The organism is Variovorax sp. GW822-FHT04E09 (assembly GCF_058800845.1).
Genome location: NZ_JBXAMR010000001.1, coordinates 938,405 through 954,324, shown reverse-complemented (window position 1 = coordinate 954,324; position 15,920 = coordinate 938,405). Strand labels below are relative to the sequence as shown.

Below are 15,920 nucleotides of genomic sequence, written 5' to 3'. Positions count from 1 at the left end.
CAGCGCCCGGCTCCCGCGGCGCTCCCCGAACACAGAGGAGAGTTCATGACCCAGCTTCCCCCCGAGGCCATCGCCGCCCTCGAGCGCGGCAACCTGATCGAAGCCATCAAGATCGTGCGCGAGCGCACCGGCATGGACCTCAAGTCGTCCAAGGAGGCCGTCGAGCGCTATGCCAACAGCGGCGCGGTCGCCGCAGGCGCGCCGGCCGACTGGCAGGAAGGCGACTGGGGCCGGGGCGAGGCTGTGGCCGAGACGGGCAGCGGCATGCAGGGCAACGGCCCCGCCGCCGTGCCGGCCGCCGCGCTCGCGGCCCTGGCGCGAGGCCAGAAGGTCGAGGCCGTGCGCCTCACGCGCGAGGCCACCGGCCTGGGCCTGGCCGAGGCCAAGCAGCTGGTCGAGGCGCACCAGAACCCGGCCGCCGGCGACTTCGGGCACCTGCCGTCGAGCGCTGCGGTGAACCCGATGGCCGAGCCGGGCCGCGTGACGGGCGGCGGCTTCAAGTGGCTGCCGGTGATCGTCGTGCTGCTGATCGCGGCGGCGGCGTGGTCGTATTTCAAGGGCGCCTGAGGCCGTGATCGTTCCCCAGTTCTGGGCCGAAGGCCGCATCCAGGAGCGGGTGGCCGGCCGGCAGGTCACGGTGCGCCGCTTCGGCTGGTCCGACGACAGCCCGCTGGCCGCGCAGGCCCATGCCGACCAGCGCACGCGCGAGGCCTACGACCGCATCGTGGTCGACGGCGAAAAGCTGGAGCGCCGCGAACGCAAGCTGGCCTACAACGGCGCCAACGGCGTGCCGATCCGCGAGGAGATCGTCGAACGCCAGGGCGACAGCATCGTCACCCGCAACGGCTACGGCGCGCGCTGCCTCAACACGCCCGACGTGCTGTTCGTCGACGTCGACTTCGAGGTCCAGGATTTGCGCGACAGCACGCGCGGATTGACGGTGATCGGCATGGCGTTCATTGGGGCGCTGGTTGCGGGTTACGGCACGCGTTCGGCGATGGCGGGCGTGGCTGCCTTCATGCTGGTGGCGGCCTTCGGCTTCTGGCGCGCCCGCTACGAGGGGCTGCGCCTCACCGAGGACAAGAGCGATCCGCTGGCGGGCGCGCGGGCGCGTGTCGAGCGCTTCATTCACCAGCATCCCGACTGGCACCTGCGCCTGTACCGCACGCCGGCCGGGCTGCGCGTGCTGGCCATGCACGATGTCTTCGCGCCGTCCGACGCCGCCGTGACCGACGTGTTCCAGACGCTGGGCGCCGACAAGGTCTACGCGCGGATGTGCCGCAACCAGAACTGCTTTCGCGCCCGCCTGAGCGCCAAGCCCTGGCGCGTGGGCATCGCCGAACACCTGCGGCCGCGCCCGGGCGTCTGGCCCGTGTCGCCCGACCGGCTGCCCGCGCGCGACGCCTGGGTGGCGCGCTACGAAAAGGCGGCCGAGGGGTATGCCGCCTGCCAGTACCTGGGCAGCGTGGGCAACACGCTGAAGGTGCACATGAACGCCCTGGTGGTGCAGGAACTGCACGACGAACGCACCCGCGCGAACAGCGGTTTGCCGCTGGCCTGAGGGCGAGGGCGCCGCGCCCTCGATAATCGGGGAATGTCTTCCCCCAAAGTGATCTTCGGCTTCCATGCCGTGGGCGTGCGCATCAAGACCGCGCCGAAATCGGTGCTCGAAGTGATGTTCGACGCCAGCCGGCGCGATGCGCGCATGAAACAGTTCATTGCGCGTGCGCAAGAAGCTGGCGTCCGGCTGGTCGAGGCCGACGGCCTGCGCCTGTCCAAGCTCAGCGGCAGCCACGGCCACCAGGGCGTGGTCGCGCGGGTCGAGCCCGTGGCCCAGGTCCGCTCGCTCGACGAGCTGCTCGAAGGCCTCGAGGAGGCCGGCACCGTGCCACTGCTGCTGGTGCTCGACGGCGTGACCGACCCGCACAACCTCGGCGCCTGCCTGCGCGTGGCCGACGGCGCCGGCGCCCATGCGGTGATCGCGCCCAAGGACCATGCGGCCGGCATCAACGCCACCGTCGCCAAGGTGGCGAGCGGCGCGGCCGAGACCGTGCCGTACTTCATGGTGACCAACCTCGCGCGCACGCTCAACGAGCTCAAGGAACGCAGCATCTGGTGCGTGGGCACCAGCGACGACGCGCCGGGCACGATCTACCAGAGCGACTTCAAGCGCCCGCTGGCGCTGGTGCTGGGCGCCGAGGGCGAGGGCATGCGCCAGCTCACGCGCAAGACCTGCGACGAGCTGGTGAGCATTCCCATGGCCGGCGCGGTCGAGAGCCTGAACGTCTCGGTGGCCAGCGGCGTGTGCCTCTACGAGGCGATGCGCCAGCGCGGCAGTTGATCCTGACCCGGGCTAGCGGGCCACCGGCCCGCTGCCCTTGCGGTGGAAGTACACCAGCTCCGCCGCACGCCGCATCGGCGCCGTGCCGAGCAGGCGGTTGAATATCCAGTCGCTCTGGAAGTGGTCGAAGGCCCAGCGCAGCGTGCGCTTCATCAGAAAGCGCGGGTAGCCGCGCACGAACCACGTCGCGGGGTCGTCCGCCTCGCCGCGCACGAAGCGCGCCACGGCCTCGCCGGCACGCTCGCCGTGCTGCAGCGCCGTGTGGATGCCGCCGGCCGTCACGGGCGACACCATGCCCGCCGCATCGCCCACCAGCAGCGCCCGTTCGCGGGCCACCACCGGCAGCACGCCACCGCAGGGGATCATCCCGGCGCGCACGGCGACCGGCGGCGCGTCGCCGGGCGACACCACGGCGGCGATCTTGCGCAAGAGCGGATCGAGCCGCAGCGCGCCCGTGTCGTGGCGGCCCATGCGGCGCGCCAGGCCGATCTGGCTCACGCCGACGCCGTCGAGCGCCCAGCCGATGTAGCCCGGCGCGAGCCGGCGATCGATGAAGCAATGCAGCAGGTCGGGCGCCATGCGCGCGCCCTGGTACTCGTGCTCCACGCCGTAGAGAAAGCGCGTGTTGCGCGACAGGCCCAGCGCCTTGGCCACGCGCGAATGCGGACCGTCGGCGCCCACGAGGTAGGTCGCGCGGATGCACGGGCCCTGCGCCACCGGCACCTCCCAGCGGCCGTTCGCCCACAGCGCCTGCTCGAACAGCGTGCCCAGGCGCACCTCGACGCCGCAGGCGCGGGTGGACTCCACCATCCAGTCGAGCAGCGCGGGCGCGTCGGTGGCCCAGAACCAGTAGCCGGGCGCGTGCAGGTCGACGTGGTGCATGTCGGGCGCGTACAGCCGCACGCCCTCGATGCGGCGCACCAGCGCGGGCGGCACTTCGGCCAGCCACGGCACGCTGTCGACCGCGTCCTTGACGATGATCCCGGTGGTGTGCAGCTTGGCGCCGGCGGCAGCCTTCTTCTCGAGCACCATCACGCGCAGGCCGGCCTTGGCGGCGGCTCGGGCGCAAGCCAGCCCGGCAAAGCTCGCGCCGATGACGAGCAGGTCGACCTGGGTGCAGGCCGTTCCGGGGTCGCTCACGAAGGCCGGCGCGGGGCAGGGCGCGGCCGACGAGGAAGGCGCGTGGGGAGAAAAGAGACAGGAAGAAGAGGCGTGCATGGGAAGCTGACTTGCAAAGCGCACCACGGGGTGTGGTGCGCCTGCGAAGTTAGCGACGCCATGTGCGCCGGGCGTGAAGCCTGTGTGAACTGATCTGTGAAGCGATCAGGCCCGTTCAGGACGGGTCTTTGCTGCGCGTGCGGGCCACGGCGCTGAAGACGCCGATGCCCAGCAGGATCAGCGCGCCGATGCCGATGTAGAGCGTGGGCACGCCGGCCACCGAGGCGCCCCAGGCGACCCCGGCCAGGAAGATCAGAAAGCCGATCATGTAAAGCGCAAAGGACATCGTGCGGCTCCGGTAGCTGAGATGCCTTGCAGTATCCCGACACACCCCGTGGCCCGGACCGGCCTGAGTCGTCTCTGCGTGTGGGAGCTTGCCTACCGCATCGGTCAGGCAATCGTTCAATCAATCAATCGGGAACGGCGACCAGCAGGTAGCGGCAGGCGGTGGCCCCCAGCGCCTTGAAGACCAGCGGCCGGTCGACGCCGAAGTCGAGGCAGTCGCCCGGGGCGAGCTCGAAGCGCTCGTCGCCGTAGTCGACCTGCAGCGCGCCTTCGAGCATCCACAGGCTCTGCCGGTACGGCGTGCCGCTCCATCGCGGATAGCCGACCTGCGCGGCGCGCGGCAGCTCGACCTCGACCAGCTCCACGCCGCTGCCCGCGCCGCGCTCGGCGACCTGGCGGCGCAGGTAGCCTGCCTCGGGGTCGCGCCAGACCTCCTGCGCAGCCCGTTTCCGCAGGCGTTGCGGCTGCGCCTTGTCCTCGGTGAGAAGCTGCGCCAGCGAGACCCCGAGGCCGGCGGCCAGCTTGCCCAGCAGCACGGCGGTCGGGCTGCTCTGCGCGCGCTCGACCTTGGAGATCATCGCCTTGCTCACGCCCGACAACCCGGCCAGGTCGGCGAGGCTGAGCCCCTGGGCCTGGCGCAGCGCCAGCAGCCGGGTGGCGATGAGCGCGTCGATGTGGCCATCGGCCGGCACCGGCGAGGGGGTGGAAGGTGAAGTGTTTCCCATATGAGATTATTATTCTCTTATATTGAACGACAGAGAAACACCATGCGTCTCATCGCCTGCACCGAAGAAGCCCATTCAGGCGCCATCCTGGCGATCCTGAACGAGGCCATCGTCAACTCCACCGCGCTGTACGACTACAAGCCGCGCACCCCCGAGAACATGGTGACGTGGTTCGCTGCCAAGCGCTCCGGCGGCTTTCCCGTGATCGGTGCGGTGGATGACAACGGCAAGCTGCTGGGCTTCGCAAGCTACGGCACCTTCCGTGCCTTTCCGGCCTACAAGTACACGGTCGAGCACTCGGTGTACGTCGATGCCGCGCACCGCGGCGAGGGCCTGGGCCGCACGCTGATGGAGGCGATCGTGGCCGAGGCGATCGCGCGCGAGGTGCATGTGATGGTCGGCGCCATCGACGCCTCGAACGCCGGCAGCATCGCGCTGCACGAGCGCCTGGGCTTCACGCACTCAGGCACCGTGCGACAGGCCGGCTTCAAGTTCGGGCGCTGGCTCGACGTGGCGTTCTACCAGCGCATCCTGGCGACGCCGCTGAACCCGGTCGACGGCTAGCCGGGGCTCGTCAGGCCGGCGTCTCGGCGCTGGCCCGGTCGAGCATGTCGATGGTGCCCGCGTCCAGCTTGAGCTGCGTGGCCACCACCAGCTCTTCGAGTTGCGCCAGCGAGGTGGCGCTGGCGATGGGCGCCGTCACGCCGGGCCGTGCGATCTGCCAGGCGATGGCGACCTGGCCGGGCTTGGCGTTGTACTGCTGGGCCACCTTGTCCAGCGCATCGAGGATGCGCAGGCCGCGCGGGTTCAGGTACTTCTTGGTGGTGTTGGCACCGCGTGCGCTCTTGGCCGCATCGGCCTCGGTGCGGTACTTGCCGGTGAGAAAGCCCGCTGCCAGCGCGTAGAAGTTGATCACGCCCACTTCGCGCTTGAGGCACAGCGGCTCCAGGGCGTCCTCGAACACCGCGCGGTCGTACAGGTTGTACAGCGGCTGCAGGCTCTCGTAGCGCGCGATGCCCAGGCGCTCCGACACGTCGAGCGCCTCGGCCAGCCGCGGCGCCGTGTAGTTCGAGGCGCCGATGGCGCGCACCTTGCCCTCCTTGATGAGCGCGTCGAAGGTGCCCAGCGTGTCTTCGAGCGGCGTGTTGGCATCGTCGTCGTGCGACTGGTACAGGTCGATGTAGTCGGTCTGCAGGCGCTTGAGCGACGCCTCGACGGCCTCGCGGATGTACTTGGGCGACAGGCCCACCTTGCCTTCGCCCATCGGCTTGCCGACCTTGGTGGCCAGCACCACGCGGTTGCGCTTGCCGCTGTGCTTGAGCCACTTGCCGATGATCGTTTCCGACTCGCCGCCCACATGGCCCGGCACCCAGGCCGAGTAGACGTCGGCCGTGTCGACGAAGTTGAAGCCGGCGTCGAGCCAGGCGTCGAGCAGCTTGAACGAGGCCGCCTCGTCGACGGTCCAGCCGAACACGTTGCCACCGAAGGCGAGGGGAGACACCCGAAGGCTGGAACGGCCGAGCGGACGAAGTTGCGACATGGCAGAGGGCTCCTGAAAGAAAAAGTATGCAGAAAGGAAAAGGGCTCAAACGAAGCCTACCGCGCCCAGCGCCGCGCCGCAGCCCAGCAGCCACAGCAGGTGGATGCGCGTGCGCCAGACCACCAGCGCGGCCACGCCGCTGAGCAGCCACAGGTGCCAGGCCGGCACGCCGCTCGACTGGTTGCCGCCGGCCAGCACCCAGCCGGTGGCGATGAGCAGCCCGACCACCACCGGCGCCATGCCCTGCTTGAAGGCGCGCACCTCGCGGCGCGTGCGGTTGCGATGGCCCCAGCGCGTGGCGACGTAGGTGAGGGTGGTGCTCGGCAGCATGATGCCGACCATGGTGACCATCAGGCCGAAGAAGCCCAGCAACCAGGCCATGGGCCCGGCGCCGATGCCGCCGCCCGCGTTGAGCCCGACGTTCCAGCCCATCAGCGCGACGAACAGCACGTTGGGCCCCGGCGCGGCCTGGGCGATGGCGACCGAGGAGGTGAACTGCGCCTCGGTGAGCCAGCCGTGCTGCGCCACGAGGTAGCGGTGCATGTCGGGCACCGTGGTGATCGCGCCGCTGATCGACAGCAGCGACAGCAGCAGGTACTGGCCGAAGAGGGCCAGCCAGTCGAGCCATTGCATCGCGATGGTCATGGGGAAATCTTCTTCCAGGTCCACACGCAGGCCACGCCGCCCACCGCGAGCAGCACCCACCCCAGCGGAATCTTCAGGAGGGCGATGGCCGCGAACACCAGCGCCACGAACGCCAGGCAGGTCGCGAAGCCCAGCGGATGCTTGCGCAGCTGCGGGATCAGCTTGATGCCCGTGGCCGCGATGAGCCCGCCCGACACCGCGCCCATGCCGCGCAATGCGGCGGCCACCTGCGGGTTGGCGGCGTAGTGCGCGTAGAGCACGGCCAGCGCGAGGATCACGAACAGCGGCACGGTGAGCATGCCCGCCACCGCGGCCACGGCGCCGCGCAGGCCGAAGTAGCGGTCGCCGATCATCAGCGCGAGGTTGATCACGTTCGGCCCCGGCATCACCTGGGCCACGGCCCAGTCTTCGAGGAACTGGTCGGGCGTGAGCCATTTCTTCTTCTCGACCATCTCGCGCTGGACGATGGCGAGGACGCCGCCGAAGCCCTGCAGCGCGAGCCAGGTGAATGAAACAAAAAGGTCGCGTGGCGACGCGGGCTGCGGATGGTCGGGCGGCGATGCCGCGGCGGGGGCGGACGGATGCATGTGGAACGATTATCGTAGGCGCACTGCTTCACCGGGACCCGACGCCATGCTCATTCGACTTCGCGCACTCTTCGATCTCTGCCGGCGCGCCTTCGCTTCCTGGTCCAACGACTACGCCCCGAGCATGGGCGCGGCGCTGGCCTACTACACGGTGTTCTCGATCGCGCCGCTGCTGCTGATCGTGATCGCGGTGGCTGGCCTGGTGTTCGGGCAGGAGGCCGCGCGCGGCGAAATTTTTGCGCAGCTCTCGGGCCTCATGGGCGAGCAGGGCGCGGCGGCCGTGCAGGGCATGCTGCAGGCGGTCAACAAGCCGACCGAGGGCATCGTGGCCACGGTGGTCGGCATCGCGTTGCTGATCGTGGGCGCGACCACCGTCTTCGGCGAGCTGCAGGACGCGCTCGACCGCATCTGGCGCGCCCCCGCGCGCACCCGCAACAAGGGCGTCTTCAACATGCTGCGCGTGCGGCTGCTGTCGTTCAGCATGATCATGGGCATCGGCTTCCTGCTGATGGTGTCGCTGGTGGCGAGCGCGGCGCTGGCCGCGCTGGGCAAGTGGTGGTCGCCGATGTTCGGTGCCTGGGCCACGCTGGCGCAGGTGGTGAACTTCGTCTTCAGTTTCGCGATGGTCACGGTGATCTTCGCGATGATCTACAAGATCATGCCGCGCGCCAAGGTGCAGTGGCGCGACGTGTGGGTGGGCGCGGCAGTGACGGCGCTGCTGTTTACCGTGGGCAAGCACCTCATCGGCCTGTACATCGGCAAGAGCAGCGTGGCCTCGGGTTACGGCGCGGCCGGCTCGCTGGTGGTGGTGCTGGTGTGGGTGTACTACTCGGCGCAGATCTTCCTGCTGGGGGCCGAGTTCACCTGGGTCTATGCGCGCACCTATGGCTCGATGAAGGACGCCATCGGCGAGCCGGCGGGGCAGGCGTCGCCGACGCGCGACGTGCCGCTGCCGGCGCACGTCGACGCTGCTTAGCCTGCGAAGCCGCCTTCGTCGAGAAACTTCTGCTCCTCGGGCGTGGAGGTGCGACCGAGCATCCGGTTGCGGTGCGGAAAGCGTCCGAAGCGCGCCACGATGTCGCGGTGCAGCACGGCGAAGTGCTGCGTGTTGGCGTCCTGCGTGGCGTTGAGTTCGACCGAACGCTCCTGCTCGGCCAGCACCTCCGAGTGCATGAAGGGCAGGTAGAAAAAGCGCTGCATCAGCGCCTCGGCCTGCCGGTCGAAGCCGGCCTCGACGGCGCGGCGCGCAACGGCCAGCGCGAGGCCGTCGGTGGCGAGCATGTGCGGGTTCTGGCGCCAGGCGTTGCGCGGGAACTGGTCGAGCAGCACCAGCAGCGCCAGCGCGCCTTCGGCGGTGTCGGCCCAGTGGTCGAGCCGGCCGCTGGCCGCGGCCTGGTGGGCGGCGGCCAACTGGTCGATGCAGGCGGCATCGAAGGCATCGCTTTTCGCGAACCAGCGCTCGGGGCCGGCATCGCGCCAGAAGGCGACCACGTCGTGTGCGGAGGGGAGTTTGTCGTCGGAAATCATCGTTGCATTCTCTTGCACAGGCGTGCGAAGAAGGGGCGCTGGCCGACAAGGCCGCAGGCGTCGTCTGCCTATGCTGAATGCTTTCATCCACAGGAGACCCCGACCATGAACAACACTCGCACACTCTGGCGCAGCACCCTCGTCGCGGGCCTGGCCGCCGTCGCACTGGCCGGCTGCGGAATGATGTCGAAGTCGAACGTCGCGAGCTTCAGCGGCGCGATGAACGCGGCCAGCCAGGTGCCGCCCAACATGACGCGCGGCAGCGGCATGGCCGAGGCCTGGCTTAACCGCGACACCAACGTGCTCAAGTACAAGATCACTTACGAAGGCCTGAGCGGCCCGGCCACGGCGGCCCACTTCCACGGGCCCGCCGCCGCGGGCGCGAATGCCGGCGTGGTGCTGCCCTTCGCGAGTCCGGCAAGCCCGATCGAGGGCCAGGCCAGGCTCACGCCGGCGCAGGCGGCCGACCTCGTGGCGGGCAAGTGGTACGCCAACATCCACACAGCCGCCAACCCGGGCGGCGAGATCCGCGGGCAGATGCTGCCGAAGATGTGAGATTCGTCCGGGCTGAAGCCGCGAAAAGGCCCCTGGTCAGGTGGCTGTCGCGGGGCTGGTGTCCAATGACCGCATGACGACGACACCCAAGAAAAAGCCTCGCGCCGCCACCGCTGCTTCCTCTTCTTCGCACGCACCACCTCATCCGTTCATCGCCCGCCGCGAAGGCATGCGCGCCGCCCGCAAGGCGCTGGTGCTGCAGGGCGGCGGTGCGCTCGGCGCCTACCAGGCGGGCGTGTACGCCGCGCTCAGCGAGACCGACCTGCAGCCGCACTGGATCGCGGGCGTGTCGATCGGCGCCATCAACGCCGCGCTCATCGCCGGCAATGCGCCCGCGCAGCGGGTCGACCGGCTGCGCGAGTTCTGGCACCTGGTGTCTTCGGGGCCGGCGCAGCGCCTGCCGTCGTGGCTCGGCGATCGCGCCACGCAGAACCAGTGGAGCGCCACCATGGCCTCGCTGGTCGGCATTCCGGGTTTCTTCGAACCGCGCTATTCGCCGGCCCTGCTGCTGGGCGGTGCCGCGCCGCTCCTGAGCTATTACGACACCTCGCCGTTGAAGGCCACGCTGGAGCGGCTCATCGACTTCGACCGCATCAACGCCTGCGAGGCGCGCTTCAGCGTCGGCGCCGTCAACGTGCGCACCGGCAACTCGGTGTACTTCGACAACACGCGCCAGCGCATCGGCCCCGAGCACATCATGGCCAGCGGCGCATTGCCGCCGGGCTTTGCGCCGGTGCACATCGACGGCGACGACTACTGGGACGGCGGCATCGTCTCGAACACGCCGCTGCAGTACGTGCTCGACACGCACCCGCGTTCCGAGGCACTGGTGGTGCTGCAGGTCGACCTGTTCAACGCGCGCGGCGAGATGCCGCACACGCTGTCGGGCGTGATGGAGCGCCAGAAGGACATCACCTATTCGAGCCGCACGCGCCTGAATACCGACGCGCTGGCGGCCAACATGAACCTGCAGCAGGCCATTGCCGACCTGATCGCCAAGCTGCCGCCCGGCCTGCGCAACGACCCGAGCGTGGTCGAGGTGCAGGCGCAGCTCACGCACGAGCCGATCGACATCTTTCACCTGATCTACCGCGACAAGACGTACGAGCTCGAGTCGAAGGACTACGAGTTCTCGCGCGCCGCGGTCGAGGAGCACTGGGAATCGGGCGTGCGCGACATGGGCAAGACGCTCGCGCACCCCGAGACGCTGCGCGCCGAAGCCACGGTGAATGGCGTGACCACCTTCGACCTCGGCGAGCCGGGCACCGGGCGCATCAAGCGGCCGGGACTGTCGCGCTGAGGGACGTCAGCCGGGCGCGTGCCCGGTTCTTGCTCGTTTTTTTCCTATCCACCACTTCCAAGGACGCTTCACCATGCAACTCAAGGACAAGGTCGCCTACATCACCGGCTCGGCCAGCGGCATCGGCAAGGAAATCGCCATCCTGTTCGCGCAGGAGGGCGCCAAGATCATCATTGCCGACCTCAACAAGGAAGCGGCCGACGCCACCGCCGCCGAACTGAAGGCCACGGGCGCGCAGGCCATCGGCGTGGCGGTCGACGTGACGAATGAAGACCAGGTCAATGCCTCGGTGGAAGAGGGCGCGAAGGCCTTCGGCGGCATCGACATCCTCATCAGCAACGCCGGCATCCAGATCGTGCATCCGGTCGACGAGTTCAGCTTTGCCGACTGGAAGAAGATGCTTGCGATTCACCTCGACGGTGCGTTCCTCACCACGAAGGCCTGCCTGAAGCACATGTACGCGCAAGGCCGCGGCGGCAGCGTGATCTACATGGGCTCGGTGCACTCGAAGGAGGCGTCGCTACTGAAGGCGCCCTACGTCACGGCCAAGCACGGCCTCATCGGGTTGGCCAAGACGGTCGCCAAGGAAGGTGCCAAGCACGGCGTGCGCGCCAACGTGATCTGCCCGGGCTTCGTGCGCACGCCACTGGTCGAGAAGCAGATTCCCGAGCAGGCGAAGACGCTGGGCATCACCGAGGAGCAGGTCATCAAGAACGTGATGCTCAAGGAGACGGTGGATGGCGAGTTCACCACCACCGACGATGTGGCGCGCGTGGCGCTGCTGTTCGCGGCCTTTCCGACCAACGCGTTGACCGGCCAGTCGCTCGTCGTGAGCCACGGCTGGTACATGCAGTAAGCGCTACAGCTTCAGCTCCCAGGTCTCGCCCACCTGCGGCTGCCCGTAGCCCTCGTGCGGCTCCGAGTGCGTGAGCTGGAAGCCGCGCTTGGCGTAGATGCTGCGCGCGGCAGTGAGGCAGCTGTTGGTCCACAGCGTCATCTTCTTGTAGCCCTTGCGGCGCGCGAAGGCGATGCACTCGTCCACGAGGCGTCCGCCCAGGCCCAGCCCGCGCGCGGCCGGCGTGAGGATCAGCATGCGCAGCTGCGCCACGGTGGCCGACTTGCGCACCACGAAGATCGCGCCGACGCGCTCGCCGTTGAGCTCGGCGATCCAGCAACGCTCCCATTCGGGCTGAAACTTGAGCAGGAACTCGCCCGCGATGCCCGCCACGAGCGCTTCAAAGCGGTGGTCCCAGCCGTATTCGCGCGCGTACAGCTCGCCGTGCTGCTGCACCACCCAGCCGATGTCACCGGGCGCGGGGTCGCGCAGCACAGCCGCCTGGGGACGGGCCGGCGATGCGGCCGGTTCGAGCAGCGCCTGCACCGTGTCCATGGCCTGCACCAGCTGGTTCTGCTGCGCCGGCGGCAGCGCCGCGAGCAGGGCGGCGGCCTCGTCGCGCGATTTCTGTTGCAGCGGCGCAAACGCGGCATGGCCGGCTTCCGTCAGGCGCAGCACGCTCTGGCGCGCGTCGCGCGGGTGCGGCTCGCGCGTGAGCCAGCCGTGGGTTTCGAAGCGGCGCAGGATGCGGCTGAGGTAGCCGGCGTCAAAGCCCAGGTCGCGCCCGATCTCGCTGGCGACGGGGGTTTCGCGGTGCGCCAGCTCGTAGAGCACGCGCACGTCGGTCAGCGACAGGTCGCTGCCCAGGTAGGGGTCGAGGGCACCGATGCGGCGCGTGTAGAAGCGGTTGAACCGGCGGATGGCCTTGACGGCGGACGGGTCGACGGGGGGCGTTGGCGTGGGCATGGTTGCCATTGTCATTCAAATTGATTGACTTTGGCAATCAAATAAGAGCCCTCTCGTTCCGGGGCAAGGGATCTTCAGGGCGACAGAAATGCTGGAAAACCCTAAAATCGAGGGTTGCCCACACAGGCGGCGCCCCGGCGCTGTCCGCTCCCACCGATGAACGCCCCCGTCGACGTCTCCTTTTTTGCGCGTGCCGCCAAGCCGCTGACCAGCTACCGCAAGTACTGGGCGGCCCGTTTCGGCACGGCCAAGTTCCTGCCGACCTCGCGCAAGGAGATGGACGCGCTCGGCTGGGACAGCTGCGACATCATCGTGGTCACGGGCGATGCCTACGTCGACCACCCCAGCTTCGGCATGTCGGTCATCGGCCGCATGCTCGAGGCGCAGGGCTTTCGCGTGGGCATCATCGCGCAGCCCGACTGGCAAAGCGCCGAGCCCTTCAAGGTGCTGGGCAAGCCGAACCTGTTCTTCGGCGTCACGGCCGGCAACATGGATTCGATGATCAACCGCTACACGGCGGACCGGAAGATCCGCAGCGACGACGCCTACACCCCCGGCGACGTCGGCGGCTCGCGCCCCGACCGCGCGGCCATCGTGTATTCGCAGCGCTGCAAGGAAGCCTGGAACGACGTGCCGATCATCCTGGGCGGCATCGAAGGCAGCCTGCGCCGCATCGCGCACTACGACTACTGGTCGGACAAGGTGCGCCGCTCCATCGTGGTCGACGCCAAGTGCGACCTGCTGCTGTACGGCAACGCCGAGCGCGCCATCGTCGAGATCGCGCACCGCCTGGCCGCCAAGGAGCCGGTGCAGCAGATCACCGACGTGCGCGGCACCGCCTATGTACGCCGCGAAACGCCCGAGGCCTGGTTCGAGATCAACTCCACCAGCGTCGACGAACCCGGTCGCGTCGAGGCGCATGTCAACCCGTACCTGATGGTGTCCGACCAGGCCAAGGCCAACGGCGCCACCTGCGCGAAGGAAGACGAGGCGCAAGCCGTCGCCAAGGCCGCCGAAGCCGCGGGCTCCGCTGCGGGCTCGGTCGTCAACCCCGCCATCAAGCCGCTGAACTTCGTGCCCAACCCGGCACTGCAAGGCCGCGGCAAGATCGCCGTGCCGCCGCGCGACCGCTCGGTGATTCGCCTGCCTTCGTACGAACAGGTGCGCAGCGACCCGGTGCTCTACGCCCACGCCAACCGCGTGCTGCACCTCGAGACCAACCCCGGCAACGCCCGCGCACTCGTGCAGGCGCACGGCGAGGGCGCCACGGCGCGCGACGTGTGGATCAACCCGCCGCCCATTCCGCTCACCACGGCCGAGATGGACCACGTGTTCGACCTGCCGTACGCGCGCAGCCCGCACCCGCGCTACGCCGACGAGAACGGCAGCCACGACGGCGCGACCAAGATCCCCGCGTGGGAAATGATCCGCTTCAGCGTGAACATCATGCGCGGCTGCTTCGGCGGCTGCACCTTCTGCTCGATCACCGAGCACGAAGGCCGCATCATCCAGAGCCGCTCGGAAGACTCGATTATCAAGGAGGTCGAGGCCATCCGCGATTCGGTCAGCGGCTTCACCGGCACCATCTCCGACCTGGGCGGCCCCACGGCCAACATGTACCGCCTGGGCTGCAAGAGCCCCGCGATCGAGGCGGCGTGCCGCAAGCCCAGCTGCGTGTACCCGGGCATCTGCCCGAACCTGGGCACCAACCACGACCCGCTCATCAAGATCTACCGCCGCGCGCGGGCGCTCAAGGGCATCAAGAAGATCCTCATCGGTTCCGGCCTGCGCTACGACCTGGCCGTGCAGTCGCCCGAGTACGTGAAGGAGCTGGTGCAGCACCACGTCGGCGGCTACCTGAAGATCGCGCCCGAGCACACCGAGCAGGGCCCGCTCACGAAGATGATGAAGCCCGGCATCGGCAGCTACGACAAGTTCAAGCAGATGTTCGAGAAGTACTCGGCCGAGGCGGGCAAGAAGCAGTACCTCATTCCGTACTTCATCGCCGCGCACCCGGGCACCAGCGACGAGGACATGATGAACCTCGCGATCTGGCTCAAGAAGAACGGCTTCCGCGCCGACCAGGTGCAAACGTTCTACCCGAGCCCGATGGCCACGGCGACGACGATGTACCACACCAACAAGAACCCGCTGCGCAAGATCACGCGCGAGAGCGAGACGGTGGACATCGTGCGCGGCGACAAGCGCCGCCGCCTGCACAAGGCCTTCCTGCGCTACCACGATGCCAACAACTGGCCGCTGCTGCGCGAAGCCCTGAAGAGCATGGGCCGCGCCGACCTCATCGGCAACGGCAAGCACCACCTCATCCCGACGTGGCAGCCGCTGACCGATGGCGGCTACACGAGCGCGCGCCGCAAGAACTCGACCTCCGCGCCGGTGGCCGCCAAGGCCGCGGCGCCGGTCAGGCTGGCGCCGGTGAAGCCCTCCAAGGGCCGCATCCTCACGCAGCACACGGGTCTGCCGCCGCGCGACAACGGCAGCGGCGGCAAGCCGCTCAACAAGCCTTCACGCAAGGTGCGTTGAGGCCTGGTCGAAGGCGCGGTCAGCCGAAGGCGGCGTGCTTCGACAGCCAGAACACCCACGCCCCCAGCGCCGCGCAATGCAGCGCGACCGTGACGTAGAACCTCCACAGGAAACTCGCCTTGCTCGACTTGTGCCGCAGCAGCTGCTGCGCGCACCATGCGCCCGGCCAGCCGCCCGCGAGCGCGAGCAGGTGCAGCGTGCTTTCCTGCGTGCGCCAACGCCCGGCCTGCGCCGCGCTCTTGTCGAAGGCATAGGCCGCGAAGGTGAGCAGGTTCAGCCCCGCGACGACCGCCAGCGCGAGCAGCGGCAGGTGGCCGAGCCACACTGCGGCGCCCAGGCCGACGGCGTAGACCACGATCAGCCAAGCGCCCCACGGCGTGCCGGCTGTGCTGCGCCCCGAAGGCCGGCGCGGCTGCGCGCGTGACGCTGCACGAGGCACGGCAGTCGCCGAGGCCGCAGCCGCTTCCACGGCCACCGCACGCGGCCCCTTGCCGCCGACATGGATCTCTTCGAAGTGCACCGCCATGCCGACCTGCGGCCTCAGCTGGCGGTCGCGAAAGTCGCGCAGGTGCACGAACACGTCGGCCGACACCTCCGGGCTGCGGATGAAACCGAAGCCGCGCTCGGCCTCCCAACGAACGAGTCGACCTTGGCGCTTCATGGCATGCAGTGAGAAAGGGCAGGGCACATGCGGGCGATTCTCTCTTGTGGGCACGGGACACGGCTCCTATCATCGACCGCTCATGCACCTGCATCACTCTCCCCCTTCGTCGACCTGCCGCTGACGTTCGCGCGCGCTTCGCGCCGCGCCCGTCATGCCCGCAAGTGGTCGCTGCCGTCCGCCTTCTTCCG

General features: G+C 69.0%; 18 protein-coding genes. 9 read left to right on the top strand and 9 right to left on the bottom strand.

Annotation, left to right across the window (positions count from 1 at the left end):
- The first annotated feature begins 45 nt into the window (after nt 1-45).
- Genes AC1RL8_RS04560 through rlmB form a run of 3 tightly spaced genes read left to right on the top strand, consistent with a single transcriptional unit; the run spans nt 46 to nt 2,341 of the window.
- On the top strand, nt 46-567 hold the full coding sequence (locus tag AC1RL8_RS04560) for a ribosomal protein L7/L12 (RefSeq protein ID WP_492684028.1): 522 nt from the start codon (nt 46-48) through the stop codon (nt 565-567).
- A 4-nt stretch (nt 568-571) separates the two neighbouring features.
- Entirely contained in the window at nt 572-1,561 is a 990-nt protein-coding gene (locus AC1RL8_RS04555; RefSeq protein WP_492684027.1) for a hypothetical protein, read from the top strand.
- A gap of 33 nt (nt 1,562-1,594) precedes the next feature.
- Complete coding sequence (rlmB, locus tag AC1RL8_RS04550) at nt 1,595-2,341, top strand: 23S rRNA (guanosine(2251)-2'-O)-methyltransferase RlmB (RefSeq protein WP_492684026.1); 747 nt, start codon at nt 1,595-1,597, stop codon at nt 2,339-2,341.
- A 12-nt stretch (nt 2,342-2,353) separates the two neighbouring features.
- On the opposite strand, the gene AC1RL8_RS04545 is transcribed toward rlmB, so the two are convergent.
- The 3 genes from AC1RL8_RS04545 to AC1RL8_RS04535 form a co-directional block, all read right to left on the bottom strand.
- Nucleotides 2,354-3,559, bottom strand: coding sequence for an NAD(P)/FAD-dependent oxidoreductase (locus AC1RL8_RS04545; RefSeq protein WP_492684025.1), 1,206 nt, complete (start codon nt 3,557-3,559; stop codon nt 2,354-2,356).
- Nucleotides 3,560-3,674: 115 nt separating this feature from the next.
- Complete coding sequence (locus AC1RL8_RS04540) at nt 3,675-3,845, bottom strand: hypothetical protein (protein ID WP_167395039.1); 171 nt, start codon at nt 3,843-3,845, stop codon at nt 3,675-3,677.
- Between the two features lie 124 nt (nt 3,846-3,969).
- The gene (locus AC1RL8_RS04535) at nt 3,970-4,569 is read right to left on the bottom strand and encodes a helix-turn-helix domain-containing protein (RefSeq protein WP_492684024.1); all 600 of its coding nucleotides are present in this window, start codon (nt 4,567-4,569) and stop codon (nt 3,970-3,972) included.
- A 42-nt stretch (nt 4,570-4,611) separates the two neighbouring features.
- On the opposite strand from AC1RL8_RS04535, the gene AC1RL8_RS04530 reads away from it, so the two are divergent.
- Nucleotides 4,612-5,133 (top strand): GNAT family N-acetyltransferase, encoded by a 522-nt coding sequence (locus AC1RL8_RS04530; protein WP_492684023.1) that lies wholly within the window; start codon nt 4,612-4,614, stop codon nt 5,131-5,133.
- 10 nt (nt 5,134-5,143) lie between these two features.
- Here the strand turns inward: AC1RL8_RS04530 and AC1RL8_RS04525 are convergent, their stop codons facing one another.
- The 3 genes from AC1RL8_RS04525 to AC1RL8_RS04515 are packed head-to-tail and all read right to left on the bottom strand — an operon-like array spanning nt 5,144 to nt 7,341.
- Nucleotides 5,144-6,109: an aldo/keto reductase gene (locus AC1RL8_RS04525; RefSeq protein ID WP_095745635.1), complete on the bottom strand. Its 966-nt coding sequence runs from the start codon at nt 6,107-6,109 to the stop codon at nt 5,144-5,146.
- Between the two features lie 45 nt (nt 6,110-6,154).
- Nucleotides 6,155-6,754: a chromate transporter gene (locus tag AC1RL8_RS04520; RefSeq protein WP_492684022.1), complete on the bottom strand. Its 600-nt coding sequence runs from the start codon at nt 6,752-6,754 to the stop codon at nt 6,155-6,157.
- Complete coding sequence (locus AC1RL8_RS04515; protein WP_070060987.1) at nt 6,751-7,341, bottom strand: chromate transporter; 591 nt, start codon at nt 7,339-7,341, stop codon at nt 6,751-6,753. Before AC1RL8_RS04515 ends, AC1RL8_RS04520 begins: the two co-directional genes overlap by 4 nt.
- A 46-nt stretch (nt 7,342-7,387) precedes the next feature.
- Between AC1RL8_RS04515 and AC1RL8_RS04510 the strand changes: the two genes are divergently transcribed.
- Nucleotides 7,388-8,317 carry a YihY/virulence factor BrkB family protein gene (locus AC1RL8_RS04510; RefSeq protein ID WP_062481073.1) on the top strand — a complete coding sequence of 310 codons (930 nt, stop codon included), beginning with the start codon at nt 7,388-7,390 and terminating at the stop codon, nt 8,315-8,317.
- Here the strand turns inward: AC1RL8_RS04510 and AC1RL8_RS04505 are convergent.
- A complete protein-coding gene (locus tag AC1RL8_RS04505; protein ID WP_492684021.1) occupies nt 8,314-8,868 on the bottom strand; it encodes a DUF924 family protein in 555 nt (184 codons plus the stop codon). The two genes, AC1RL8_RS04510 and AC1RL8_RS04505, sit on opposite strands and share 4 nt — an antisense overlap.
- Nucleotides 8,869-8,973: 105 nt before the next feature.
- Between AC1RL8_RS04505 and AC1RL8_RS04500 the strand changes: the two genes are divergently transcribed.
- From AC1RL8_RS04500 to AC1RL8_RS04490, 3 genes are all read left to right on the top strand, one after another.
- The gene (locus AC1RL8_RS04500) at nt 8,974-9,423 is read left to right on the top strand and encodes a CHRD domain-containing protein (protein ID WP_492684020.1); all 450 of its coding nucleotides are present in this window, start codon (nt 8,974-8,976) and stop codon (nt 9,421-9,423) included.
- Nucleotides 9,424-9,496: 73 nt separating this feature from the next.
- Complete coding sequence (locus tag AC1RL8_RS04495) at nt 9,497-10,723, top strand: patatin-like phospholipase family protein (protein WP_492684019.1); 1,227 nt, start codon at nt 9,497-9,499, stop codon at nt 10,721-10,723.
- A gap of 73 nt (nt 10,724-10,796) precedes the next feature.
- Nucleotides 10,797-11,579, top strand: coding sequence for a 3-hydroxybutyrate dehydrogenase (locus AC1RL8_RS04490; RefSeq protein ID WP_095745632.1), 783 nt, complete (start codon nt 10,797-10,799; stop codon nt 11,577-11,579).
- A gap of 3 nt (nt 11,580-11,582) precedes the next feature.
- Here AC1RL8_RS04490 and AC1RL8_RS04485 read toward each other — a convergent pair whose 3' ends face one another.
- Complete coding sequence (locus tag AC1RL8_RS04485; RefSeq protein ID WP_492684018.1) at nt 11,583-12,524, bottom strand: bifunctional helix-turn-helix transcriptional regulator/GNAT family N-acetyltransferase; 942 nt, start codon at nt 12,522-12,524, stop codon at nt 11,583-11,585.
- 156 nt (nt 12,525-12,680) lie between these two features.
- Here AC1RL8_RS04485 and AC1RL8_RS04480 point away from each other — a divergent pair, with 156 nt between their 5' ends.
- The gene (locus AC1RL8_RS04480; protein ID WP_062481079.1) at nt 12,681-15,068 is read left to right on the top strand and encodes a YgiQ family radical SAM protein; all 2,388 of its coding nucleotides are present in this window, start codon (nt 12,681-12,683) and stop codon (nt 15,066-15,068) included.
- A gap of 19 nt (nt 15,069-15,087) precedes the next feature.
- Here the strand turns inward: AC1RL8_RS04480 and AC1RL8_RS04475 are convergent, their stop codons facing one another.
- Nucleotides 15,088-15,729, bottom strand: a complete 642-nt coding sequence (locus tag AC1RL8_RS04475) for a DUF1294 domain-containing protein (protein WP_492684017.1) — start codon at nt 15,727-15,729, stop codon at nt 15,088-15,090.
- Between the last annotated feature and the right edge of the window lie 191 nt (nt 15,730-15,920).